The following is an 11,759-nucleotide window of genomic DNA, read 5'->3' as shown; positions in this document are numbered from 1 at the left end:
GCGCACGAGCCGCTCGATAATCGCGTTGTCGTGACCGTGCGCGACGACGGCCCCGGTGTGGCCTCGGCAGATGTCGCGCGTCTGACCAGCCGGTTCTTTCGCGCCACCGGCAACCAGGCGACCGGCAGCGGTCTTGGCCTTTCGATTGTCGCGCGCATCGCGGAACATTTTGGCGCGACCGTGCACTTCGGGCCCGGCCTCGAGAGCCGCGGACTCGCCGTGGAAATATCGTTTCCCGCCTCTGGCGCCGCGCCTGACGAGCGACTGAAGGCCGCGGCCTAGCGGCGGTTCGTATCGCAGGCGACGCGGGTGTCCGCGAGTTCCGCCCGTTGCGGGTTCCGCTGCGCCTGACGGCGCACAGGCGCGCGGTTCCCGCCTTCCGCGAACTGCCATGCAATCAGCCCTGGCACGAACATCAGCAGATCGCGAATGCGGCGCGCGCCGGCAAGCGCGAGACACGTCGATGGATCGAGCCCCAGAGCGCCGCCGATCAATATAAAACCGCCCTCCTGCACGCCGAGGCCGCCCGGCACGAAGAAGGCCGCGCTGCTGATGGCCTGGATCAACGACTCGATCACGACGGCTTCAACCAGCGTGACTTGCGCGCCGAGAAAATACAGCGCGAGCCAGATTTCCAGCGACGTCAGCAGGCACTGCAGCGGCTGCCAGAAGAACAGATAGCGCAGCACGACGGCGCGACGCCGCCAGATCAGCTTGATCGCCAGATCGATTTGCGCGGACTGTCCAACGAGTGCGGCGAGCTTGCCGCTCGTGATGTGATTGAGCGCGCGCGTCATGCGTTCGAACGGACTTGCGTGCTGCACCAGCACGAACAAAACGAGAAGCGGCGTCAGCACGACCACGCCCCACGCGAGTTGCCCTGCGAGCCGCAGCGTGCCCGAATGCGCATGCGCGAACAGAAAACCAATGCCGACCATCGTGAACAGCAACTGGCTGATCACCGTCAACTGCATATCGGCGATGATGCTCGCCACCGCCGTGGAAGGCCGCACGCCCCAGCGCCTGAGCATGCGGAACGACACGACCTCTCCGCCGATGCGCGCGACCGGCAGCATGCTATTGACCGATTCGCGCACCCACACGAGATGCAGCATGTCGAGCACGCGCGGCCGGTTCGCGCCGCGAATCAGCGAGCGCCAGTCGCAGGCATTGGCGAGCATCGGCAAAACATGTGCGAGTGCCGCGAGCAAAAGCCCCGCGCCGGCGGCGCGCAGCGCGCCGAGCACCGCGACCGGGTTGTCCCGCCACACGAGCCACAGCGACGCAGCCAGTCCCGCCAGTGCGGCCACGCGCCCGAGATGCTTCATCATGCGGACACCTTTCGCGCGTTCGTTGAACGACGGGCTTGCCGCTCATCGCGCCATTCGGAAGACGTGCGCATCATCGCCGCCTAAACTCCTCTCGTCATTCGTCGTCATTCGTCCTGCGCGGACGACAGCAGGCCGTCGCCATCGACCTCGAAGCTAAACCCGCGCCAGACCACCCGCGAACTCCAGAAGCTCGCGACAAAGATCGCAAACGACACGATATCCCATATCGGAAGCATCCAGGCGCCGCCATGCGCCTGCCGCAATGCGCGATCGGCGCTGACCTTCAGTGCGAAACGCGCGGACAATGCAAGCGCCGCGACTAGCCAGGCCCACGGCGCGTCGCTCGACAAGCCGACAGCGAGCAAGGCCAACGGCAGCGGATGCATCAACGCTGAGCCAACATGACCTGTCGGATTGACGCTGCGAATCGTCCGGCTCCAGCGCAACTCATGCGCAAACAACTGCGCCGCGCTCGCCTCCGCGCAAGCGTGCGAAATGGCAAGCGGCGGAATCGCCACCGTCTCGCCGATGGCGCGCACTGCTTCGCCTATCGCGTGATCTTCGGCAAGATGACGCACGAAGGGCAGAAAGCCGCCGATCTTCTCCAGCGTGCTGCGCCGCATTGCAATGGTCTGTCCAAAGCACGGCCGCGCCAGACCGAGCGCAAGACCGGTGACCACGCCGGGCAGAAACTGATAGTGCGTCGCGGTCGCGGACAGGCGAGGCCAAAAACCGGGATCGGGCTGCGCCCGATACACGCAGGTCACGAGTCCCACGCCGGGCTTCTCGAGTTCGCCGACGATATGGCGCAGATAGTCCGGCCCGACGCCAACGTCGCTATCGGCGAACACGAGCAGGTCGTGCCGCGCGTGCGGCATCATATTGATGATGTTGCTGATCTTCCGATTGGGGCCATAGAGACGCGCGTCCACGATCACGGTGATGTCCGCTTGCGGATGCAGGCGCTTGAGGCTTTCGACGGCTTCCAATGCGGGGTCCGCCGGGTCATGCACGCCGAACAGAAACTGCACCGGGCCCGGATAGTTCTGCTCGCAGAAACTCGACAGATTGCTGAGCAGCGCCCACTCGCTGCCGTGCAGCGGCTTCACCACTGTCACCGGCGGAAAGCTGGCGGGCTCCGTTACAGGCCGCGCGAAAAACCGCCCGATCAGCACGCTCGCAATCGTCGTGTAGCCGATGCCGAACAGTGCGCATGCAGCGCAGAGATAAGCGCACGCATGAACGAAAACCGTGGCGGCCCAATGCGCGCCGTTCACGCCTCGTGTGCGCGCAGAAAGCGAAAGAACTCGACGCCTTCGCGCAAGCGCCGTTTCATCATGTCCCAACTGGTCAGCATCTCGCGCACGATTTCCCAGATTTTCGACGGACGAAAATAGAAGCGCTTGTAGAAGTTTTCCAGCTGGTGATAAATCTCCTCGCGCGACAGATGCGGATAGCCGATGGCCGCAAGTTGCACGCCTTCCTTGCTCACGAGGTTGATCACCTTGTTCTCTTCGAGCCAGCCGTTTTCGACCGCCTGGTCGTAGAGCCGCGTGCCCGGATACGGCGCCGCAAGCGACACCTGAATGGTGTGCGGATTGATCTCTTTCGCGTAGTCGATGGTCTTCTGAATGGTCTGCTGCGTTTCTCCGGGCAAGCCGAGAATGAAGGTGCCGTGAATCTTGATGCCGAGCTTGCGGCAGTCGTCGCTGAAACGCCGCGCGATGTCGGTGCGCAATCCCTTCCTGATGTTCAGCAGGATCTGATCGTCGCCGGACTCGTAGCCGACCAGCAGCAAACGCAGGCCGTTTTCCTTCATGATTTTCAGCGTGGAATACGGCACGTTCGCTTTCGCGTTGCACGACCACGTCACGCCGAGCTTGCCGAGACCGCGGGCGATTTCCTCGACGCGCGGCTTGAAGTCGGTGAAGGTGTCGTCGTCGAACATGATCTCCTTTATTTCGGGCATGTTGTCGCGAATCCACTTCACTTCAGCGAGCACGTTCTCGACCGAACGCGTGCGATAACGGTGTCCGCCCACGGTCTGCGGCCACAGACAGAACGTGCATTTCGAGCGGCAGCCGCGTCCTGTATAAATCGACACGTAAGGATGCTTCAGATAGCCGATGAAGTAGTTGTCGATCTTCAGATCACGCTTGTAGACGGGCGCGACGAACGGCAACTCGTCCATGTTCTCGAGGATCGGGCGCGCCGCGTTGTGCTCGATCGAGCCGTCGGCGGCGCGATAGCTGAGGCCCAGAATCTGCGCGAACGGTTTGCCCGCGGCCACTTCCTGGCAGGTGAAGTCGAATTCCTCGCGGCAGACGAAGTCGATCGCCTCGCTCGCTGTCAGCGAATTGTGCGGGTCCACGGCCACCTTCGCGCCGACCATGCCGATCACAAGCGACGGCTTGCGCTTCTTGAGGTCTTCGGCGAAAAGCGCGTCAGTGGGAAACGACGGCGTGCTCGTATGAATGACGACCAGATCGTACTGCTGCGCGATGTCGAGCGTTGCGTCGACGGACAGGCCGTCGGCGGGTGCATCGAGCACGCGGCTGTCGGGCACGAGCGCGGCGGGTTGCGCAAGCCAGGTCGGATACCAGAACGAGCGGACTTCGCGCTTCGCCTGATAACGCGAGCCGGCGCCGCCATCGAAGCCGTCATACGACGGCGCCTGCAAGAACAGAGTTTTCATGGACGCTCCAGCAAGCCTGAAAGGACGCTTTCGGTTTTCTGTCGGGAGCCTGTCGGAACTGGAACTCGGGGATGGCGAGCGCGACGGCAGACTCGCGCAGATAGTACGGAGCAAAGCTGAAGGAAACCTTAACCAGAACGCTCCCCGCGACGATGTCCGGGCACGGTCAGCGTTCGGGGAGGCACAACGTTGCGACAGCCGGTCATGGACTGAAGGCGGTGTCAGCCCCAAGTCGACTGCTTGGCTCAGGTTAGTAACCGACCTGCTCAATCGGCGTCATTCCGAAGATAGTTTCCCGGTCCATGCACGGTGCGCGGCGACAAAGGCCTCGAAGCTCATGCTCTTCGGCCTCCGAAGCGTGTGCCAGCTCGTCCGCCCTCCTTCGCAATCTGTGTTCTCGCGAGCGTGCGCGCATCGGTTACCGAGAGCCATTCGCCGAGTGCCATCGAGCAGGCCCCGCGAAACTCCCGGCAGGCGCAGCCAACAGGATGGCCCGGTTTGGGTCCCGCCTCCCCTCCCCGCAAACACATGGTCAGGCAACAATTCGACGCCGGGCCGTCGTTAGCACCGAGTACTGCGGCGCGCAGAGTCGTGGCACCGGACGATACGCCCGGCGCCACGACTCTGCCTCGGCAATCTCGGCGCCTACGGTTGCTTCAGGTCCGCCATCGTTTGCCATCCAGCCTTGAGCTTGTCTGCCCAGATCTTCGCGTGCTTTCATTGCGAGGCAGCTAATTCGCCAAAGGTCCCTTTTCTTTCGGCGTCTGCTTCAACTCCCGCGAGCGTCTCCGAAATGGTCACGCCATGCAGTTCGTCGGCGAGGCTGGTCCGACGGCGCTACAGTTCTTGCCTTTGATGCCATAGCCGAGGGGTCCGTAGATATTAAAGCGTCCACCTGGGTCCGGCACTTCGCACCGGTAGCCCTACGTCCCCTGAAGCGGTTGTCCAAACACTCCAGTTCGATTGCGGGCTGGCGGGGCCATTGTTGCCTCGGTTCTGACGGTTCCAGTGTCAGCTACATGCTGTTCGATCATATGCATCCGGTGCTCGTCGTGCAGAGGCACATGTACGGCGACACCTGGCATACGGCAGGTGTCGCCGCGTATCGCGCTCGCTACTCCGCACGCGTTTTGCAATTTCAGACGCGCGTATACAGCGGTCCGCCATGTGCAGAACACAGTATTGTATTGATATGCGAGGCCCTGCCCTGGTTCGTGCTTCGCTGGTCAGAAACGAATGGATGGGCTTTTTGGATTGCAGGCGTCCCCACCGTTTGCGTCCCTGAGCAAGTCTGCGCATCACAACCTAGGCGAAGCGCGCGAATTCCCTACGTGCGGAGTCATCGTGGTCGCCGCAGCTCACGCGGGCTGCCGCAACGTCTCGTCACTTTATGTAGTGCGCGACGCTGTACTCGTCCGGATGTTGCCTCTCTTAATGCGACGGTGACTGCCACAGTGCAACGTACATACGAGAAAAAGTTTTTTCTCGTTCCTCTTCACGCTCGCAACTGCGAACAAGGACTCAAGGTCGTTTGGCTGCCGCTTCTTACTCAGATGGTGGAGCGCACTCCATGCCATACTGGCACTGCAATGGCTGACGCTCGCGCTCGTTGCGACCTTCCCTAGGCTACCGTAGAGTCGCTGACTGGATTTGCGGTCGAGGATGTCGTGTGTTCCCGGATGTGAGCTGGGCGGGCAAGAGTAGACTCCTGTGAGCATCAGGTCGACCACCACTGTCAATTCACGCTTCCCAGGACATCGCCGACGTGAAGTACGCTGCTACCCTCATCGCTCTCTTTGTTTGGCTAGGAGTGACGGCTGGTGCGCCGCTGACTACATCTAGCGACGCGCGGGCGACCGCATTCGTCATTGCTGTCGCCACCAGCGATTTGCGCAGTGCACGGGAGGGCGGCCAACACGTGTTCGCTTACACGCCTGAAGAGACGGAAGCAACGCTGTCTTCTGCCATAAGACAATGGTTGACGAAAGGCGACAGGCGCGGCTTGCGGCTTGCACTCGCGGACCAGCAAACGATCTTCGCGTTTCATTGGGCGGCGTTGCAGATGCCAGCGGACTCACAGTGCTTTGCTGTTATCGATAATGATGCGTGTCAGGAAGACCTCGACTACTGGCTGACACGAGTCAGGAACGGTGATCCGCAATTCATCTCTGCGTATCGACAGTCGCAGATGAGGCTGGGTCTGCCCCCACTCATCACACGCAATGGTAAAGGGCTATGAAGCCCTAGGTTGCCCCCGTGACAGCCGTCAGAACATCTCAGTTCGACTTCGAAGACGCGTTTTTGGTATGAGCGATGTGCCGTTTGGCTCACGAACTGATGGAACGCAATGAGGCAAACCGAAGGTTCGTCGTCGTGATCCAGGCGGTCGATCAAAACAAAACAATCGCATCGGCCGAACTCAGCCGATGATGGTGAGAAGTCGCAGCTCTCCTTTCTTTGTCTGTCGGTGTTCACGCCTGCTTCTGGCCGTGTCGTCGAGGTTGCAACACGCCTAATTTCGCATCCCCGAAACCTCCGGTCCGCGACGTGCTGGCCTCGTCCCCGCGCAGTTAGAAACGGGTCATCAAGCCTTGCGTTGGACGGCGACTGATGGTTCCCTGGCATTGTGCGGAATGTGGAAAGCCCCCCGAGATAGCCATCGCCGACCATTTCATCGGAAGCATCGCGGAGCGTTAACTGCATTTCGCTGCGGCGCTCTGCCTACGCACGCGGCTTCCGAAGGGGCAGCTTCTGTCTCAAACTGCCGGCCGCGCGCCTCTCCCTGGTTCACACGCGCCACTAAAAGCGCTCTTCGCGCCACGATTCGCACGTTTTGTCGCATGCCTGTCGAGAACGAGCTCACGACTCCACACACTGGCAGCCATTGGGTCAGATGACCTACCGCGGAGGACAATCGTGTCTGCCATCATCGCCGTGCATATCGCCGTTGCAACCCTTTCTGTCATACTCGGAACAGCAGTCTTTCTGGCCGAAAAAGGCACCGCGCGCCACAAGTGGCTCGGTCGTCTCTGGGCCGTAGCGATGTTCGCGACCGCGCTCGGTTCGTTCGGCATCCAGAAACTGAACCCGGGGCATTTTTCGTGGGTGCACGCGCTGTCGTTGCTGACGCTCATCAGCGTCGGGCGAGCTATCTGGGCTATCCGGCAAGGCAACATTCGCGGTCACCGCCTCGCCATGCGCGGATCGTTCATCGGCCTCGTCGTGGCCGGTATCGCCGCGGTCGCCACTCCGCACCGGGTGCTGGATATCATCTTGACGGGATGGATAGCATGATTCCAGGCAGTAACGTCGAACTCCACAATATGTCCACCGGGGCGAGCACCCCGGCGACACAACTGCGAGCCGAATTGGCCCGCGAAGCGATCCTCGTCGTCATAGGCAACGCGTTGATTGCGGTTGGGCTGACTGCGGTGGGCACCGGAGAAGGCCTCGGAGGAAACCTTGTCTTTAGCGAGGCGATCGGGCTATCGATCATGCTGCTGCTCAGCATCGGCCGTTTTTGCCTTGAGCGGCGCGATGCGCTCACCCTGCCCAGGCTTGCGGTCACGATGGTGGTCGCCATCATCGCCGGCGCCGCGATCGGGCGAGCTCTGGCGAGCGCGCTGCTCGGTCTCAACTTCGGCAGGACGTTCGGCGCCAAAGAACTTGCCACGACCGGCTGGATCGCACTGGTTGCGACAATGTTCGGCACCTGGTACGGCTGGTCGCGAGCGCGGATTGCGCGCCTCAGCGAGCAGGTGGCTCGCACTGCGTGGCTGCGCGAAGCCGCCGAAAAAACGGCGCTGCGCGCGCATCTGCAAGCTTTGCAGGCGCAGATCGAGCCGCACTTTCTCTTCAATACCTTGGCGACACTCGATAGCCTGATTGTTTCGGATGCGCCGCGCGCGCGAGAACTGCTTGGCAGTCTGAACCGTTTCTTGAGGGCAACGCTGGAAGCATCGAGAACCGATAGCGAGACACTGGCAGTCCAGTTCTCGGTGCTCGACTCGATGCTCGCCGTGCACGCGATGCGCCTGGGCGCAAGGTTCGCTTATTCGCTGCACCTTCCTTCCGACTGCGCCGATCTCGCGGTGCCACCGATGCTGCTGCAACCGCTCGTCGAAAACGCACTGAAGCACGGCATCCAGGGCACGGTCGCAGGCGGACGAATCGACATGACGGCAAGGCGCGGCGATCATCACCTCGAACTGACTGTCGCCGATACCGGCCCGGGCTTCGGTGCGACGCCAGCGACACAGGGCACTGGTATTGGACTCGCAAACGTGCGCAGCCGGTTATGCGCACTCTATGGCGAGCGTGCCTCGCTGACCATCACCGAGAACGCACCGCACGGCGTGGTTGCCAAGGTGCAGCTTCCAATCGCCGACTAACCTATCGGGGGCGCTGCGAAACCATGAAGATCCGCCAGCCGTGTATCGCCGCATCAAATGAAGACAGCAAGACTTTTCCGCCCGAAGCCACTCGTGCTCCAACTGCGTTGATCGCCGACGATGAACCGCTTATCGCGGCCGCGCTTCAGCGGGAGCTGTCAGCGGCATGGCCGGAGTTGAGGATCATCGCGGCGGTCAGCAACGGCCAGGACGCCATCGCGCGAATCGCCGCACTGCAGCCGGACGTCGCGTTCCTCGATATCGCGATGCCGGGCGCGACGGGTCTCGACGTCGCGCGAGCGTGCGCGAATCTTGCGGCGCCGCCGCAGATCGTTTTCGTGACCGCCTACGACGAACACGCGCTGGATGCGTTCGACGCAGCCGCCATCGACTATCTTCTGAAGCCTGTCGATACAGCGCGGCTCGCGCGCACGGTCGACAGGTTACGCGTGCGACTTGCGGACACCTCAACGGGTCAGGCGCCAGCCATGGATGTGCAGGCTGATCTGCAACGCCTGCTTGGCCAACTGGAGCAGATGACGCGCAGCGTTCAGTTGGAGAGCCGCGCTCAGGAAAATGCACACGGTGCGACGCTACGTTATCTACGTGCCTCGAGCGGAAGCGAGATCAGGATGGTGCCGGTGGAAGAGGTGCTGTACTTCGAGGCTGCCGACAAATATGTCATCGTCACCACGCGCACCGGCGAGTTGTTGATCCGCATGAGCCTCAAGGATCTGTGCGCGCAACTGGACCCGGCGCGGTTCTGGCAGGTGCATAGAAGCACGGTCGTGAACGTCGACCACGTGGAGGGTGCCTCGGTCAACGCATTTGGCAAAATGGCACTCAGGCTGCGCGGCCACAGCGGCGCACTTGCCGTGAGCAAACAGTATGCGCACCTGTTCCGGCAGATGTGAAGAGGCAAGCGATGAGCGGCCCGCGGCTTGGGAACTGCAATGATCGCCAGTTCGCGCTGGCCGACGGCGGTCGTCAGTTCGCCACGCCTATCTCCTGGCAGGGAACTGAATCGATATCGGAACCAATGTAAGGCGGAAGACAGAATGCGAACACTCTTCGTGGTTGTCCTTCTTTGCATATCTGCGACGGTCGCCCATGCCGCAGGCATCAAATTCCTGACCGTCCCTCCCGATAATACGGGGCGCGCATTGAAGGTCATCGTGTGGACTCCTTGCGCGGAGTCTACTGAGGATCTGACCGTCGGCCCATACGTTTTGCGAGGGCGGCGCGACTGTCCTACCACTGGGCAGCGTTTGCCCCTGGTCGTTATCTCTCACGGTCACGGAGGGTCTTACCTGGGGCACCACGATCTTGCCGAGATCCTGGCCGATGCCGGTTTCGTTGTCGCAGCCATCAACCATCCGGGTGATACGTTCTCGGACATGAGCCATGCGGCGGACATGTCCGAGTTTGTCGAGCGTCCGACCGACATCAAGCGTCTCATCGATTACATGCTGGCTGATGCTCCCGACGCAGCAAGAATCGACACGGCAAGGATAGGCTTCTTCGGATTCTCGCGCGGCGGCTACACAGGGCTGGTCTTAGCGGGCGGCAACCCGGACTTTGCTCATGCGAACGTGCCGTGCCCGGATGCGCAGCTTCCAGTCTGTCAGGAAATCAGACACCAGAAGCTGCCCTTGACGACGCTAACTCATGACGGGCGCATTAGGGCTTATGTGCTGGCAGATCCGCTTAACGAATTTCCGCAGGCGGGCGATCTTCAAAGTGTCCAGGCGCCCATTCAGCTTTGGGCGTCCCAATTCGGTGGAGACGGCGTGCTGCCTGAGACCGTCCCGGCGCTCGCGGATGCGCTTCCCAAGCGGCCAGAGTTTCACGTCGTCCCCGAATCAGGACATTTCGCCTTCCTCGCCCCGTGTTCGGTGTCAATGAAGCAGAGGGCGCCGGAAGTATGCGTCGATGCTGCTGGCTTTGATCGGGACGCCTTCCATGCGGGGTTCGATCAGATGGCGCTTCAGTTTTTTCGAGCGAACCTTCGATAAGGCTGTGCGACTAAAATCTCGGACCGGCTTATGCCGCGATTCCGAGACTCTCCCGGTCAAAGGGGTGACCACGTTCGCAGCCGGCACGAACGGCTACCCCGCTTGAGCAAGTCCGCGACCGTTAAGGGCAATACGTTCAGCGACTCCGCGGCCTTCGCTTTCGATCCGTCGGTCTTCGTGCAAAACAACCTGTTCATCAACATGATTGATCCACTCGTGCTGATCGATGCGTTCCCGGCCAATGGACAGGCACCCACAGGCATCCCGCAACGGAATTCGTTTCTTTTGAATAACGATTCACCGAATGGGAATCGCCTCGTGATTGAGTCTCACGGCACTTACAACGCGTCCACGGGTCATTCGCTCGACTTCTCGAATAACTTCTGGGGCGTGACGGATAACATGACCATCCAGTCGCGCATGCGGGACAGCACCGACACGGCCAACCCTCGGCTGCAGAACGTGATCCTCTACGCACCGCCGCCGCAGAGTCCCGATCCCGCAACACCGGCGGACCCGCAGAGCGCGGCGCCGAACGTGTAAGTAATGAGACAGCGCGATTGGAGTGGGTAGGTGCTGTGCGCAGCACGTTCGATACGGCCATCGTTTCATCGTTACTCGCCTGCCGTAGCGCTCAAGAAGGCTCGGCGTGGCCCGCCAGCAACCGCGCATATTCCGCAGCGCACCAGTATGCGTTGCGCCGATGCTAACGGGCGAACCGGCATCCGACGGTCATCGGTTTTCGCACTGATCACCGACTGAGCACCGGAATAGTCGGCGGCGGTAGTTCCCGTAAGTCGGCACACCGCCGTCCAACCTGCTATCCACTATGTCATGCACAACAGACCGAAGCTGTGCCAACGTCACTTCGCGGCGAATACCGATACCCCGCCATTTGTGAAACCATTTGCTACGCAACCCGGACACCCCGCAGGCGATGTTGCTGAAGAATACGGAACGAAGATGAGACCGGTCGCCGGATCGATCGCTACTGAGTGGGCGTTGTTGCCCGTGTTCAGGCGGGCAACAACACGGCGGTTGCCTGCGTCCACGATAGTCAGCACCGGCATGCATGGCGAGGCGGCCGAGCAGGCGCCGTTGGTCGATGCATTGCCAGAAGACGTCCAGCGGCTCGCCGCGTTGTAGTACCGGTTGGTGGGCGCATCGTATTCGAGCTGATCGCCGCCGCCAGCGTTGAGAGACGCCACAAGTGCGCCGTTCGAACGGTTCAATATCTGCATCAGTAAGGGAGCGCCAGTCGTCCCTTCCCTGCACCCCACCGCAATATCGCTTCCGGGTCCAAGTGCCAGCCCGGTAGGATCACAAT

The 11,759-nt window shown here is 61.5% G+C and carries 11 protein-coding genes and 1 pseudogene; 7 read left to right on the top strand and 5 right to left on the bottom strand.

Annotation, left to right across the window (positions count from 1 at the left end; genetic code table 11):
- Window positions 1–282, top strand: a 282-nt coding sequence (locus C8K18_RS32890; RefSeq protein ID WP_258230490.1) for an ATP-binding protein, incomplete at its 5' end; no start/stop codon positions are given.
- On the opposite strand, the gene C8K18_RS32885 is transcribed toward C8K18_RS32890, so the two are convergent.
- The 4 genes from C8K18_RS32885 to C8K18_RS34000 form a co-directional block, all read right to left on the bottom strand.
- Window positions 279–1,331: a lysylphosphatidylglycerol synthase domain-containing protein gene (locus tag C8K18_RS32885; protein WP_107711060.1), complete on the bottom strand. Its 1,053-nt coding sequence runs from the start codon at window positions 1,329–1,331 to the stop codon at window positions 279–281. The genes C8K18_RS32890 and C8K18_RS32885 overlap by 4 nt on opposite strands.
- A gap of 104 nt (window positions 1,332–1,435) precedes the next feature.
- Window positions 1,436–2,608 (bottom strand): bacteriohopanetetrol glucosamine biosynthesis glycosyltransferase HpnI, encoded by a 1,173-nt coding sequence (gene hpnI, locus C8K18_RS32880; RefSeq protein WP_107711061.1) that lies wholly within the window; start codon window positions 2,606–2,608, stop codon window positions 1,436–1,438.
- Window positions 2,605–4,026, bottom strand: a complete 1,422-nt coding sequence (hpnJ, locus tag C8K18_RS32875; protein WP_107711062.1) for a hopanoid biosynthesis associated radical SAM protein HpnJ — start codon at window positions 4,024–4,026, stop codon at window positions 2,605–2,607. The genes hpnI and hpnJ overlap by 4 nt, the downstream gene beginning before the upstream one ends.
- A 335-nt stretch (window positions 4,027–4,361) precedes the next feature.
- A complete protein-coding gene (locus tag C8K18_RS34000) occupies window positions 4,362–4,556 on the bottom strand; it encodes a hypothetical protein (protein WP_258196252.1) in 195 nt (64 codons plus the stop codon).
- 1,235 nt (window positions 4,557–5,791) lie between these two features.
- Here C8K18_RS34000 and C8K18_RS32865 point away from each other — a divergent pair.
- The 6 genes from C8K18_RS32865 (at window position 5,792) to C8K18_RS32840 (ending at window position 10,975) form a co-directional block, all read left to right on the top strand.
- Entirely contained in the window at window positions 5,792–6,265 is a 474-nt protein-coding gene (locus C8K18_RS32865) for a hypothetical protein (protein WP_107711063.1), read from the top strand.
- Between the two features lie 677 nt (window positions 6,266–6,942).
- Window positions 6,943–7,320 carry a DUF2306 domain-containing protein gene (locus C8K18_RS33490; RefSeq protein WP_165919898.1) on the top strand — a complete coding sequence of 126 codons (378 nt, stop codon included), beginning with the start codon at window positions 6,943–6,945 and terminating at the stop codon, window positions 7,318–7,320.
- Window positions 7,317–8,417, top strand: a complete 1,101-nt coding sequence (locus tag C8K18_RS32855) for a sensor histidine kinase (protein ID WP_165939636.1) — start codon at window positions 7,317–7,319, stop codon at window positions 8,415–8,417. Before C8K18_RS33490 ends, C8K18_RS32855 begins: the two co-directional genes overlap by 4 nt.
- On the top strand, window positions 8,324–9,331 hold the full coding sequence (locus C8K18_RS32850) for a LytR/AlgR family response regulator transcription factor (RefSeq protein ID WP_375135831.1): 1,008 nt from the start codon (window positions 8,324–8,326) through the stop codon (window positions 9,329–9,331). The genes C8K18_RS32855 and C8K18_RS32850 overlap by 94 nt, the downstream gene beginning before the upstream one ends.
- Window positions 9,332–9,475: 144 nt before the next feature.
- A complete protein-coding gene (locus tag C8K18_RS32845) occupies window positions 9,476–10,432 on the top strand; it encodes a serine aminopeptidase domain-containing protein (protein ID WP_107711067.1) in 957 nt (318 codons plus the stop codon).
- A 102-nt stretch (window positions 10,433–10,534) separates the two neighbouring features.
- Entirely contained in the window at window positions 10,535–10,975 is a 441-nt protein-coding gene (locus tag C8K18_RS32840) for a hypothetical protein (protein ID WP_258196251.1), read from the top strand.
- A 320-nt stretch (window positions 10,976–11,295) separates the two neighbouring features.
- Here the strand turns inward: C8K18_RS32840 and C8K18_RS32835 are convergent.
- A pseudogene (locus tag C8K18_RS32835) lies at window positions 11,296–11,759 on the bottom strand (hypothetical protein); the annotation flags it as partial.

This window comes from Paraburkholderia sp. GV068 (assembly GCF_003058125.1).
In the GTDB taxonomy this organism is placed as follows: Bacteria; Pseudomonadota; Gammaproteobacteria; order Burkholderiales; family Burkholderiaceae; genus Paraburkholderia; species Paraburkholderia graminis.
The sequence above is the reverse complement of the archived record's forward strand: the minus strand, read 5'-3'. Positions and strand labels throughout refer to the sequence as shown.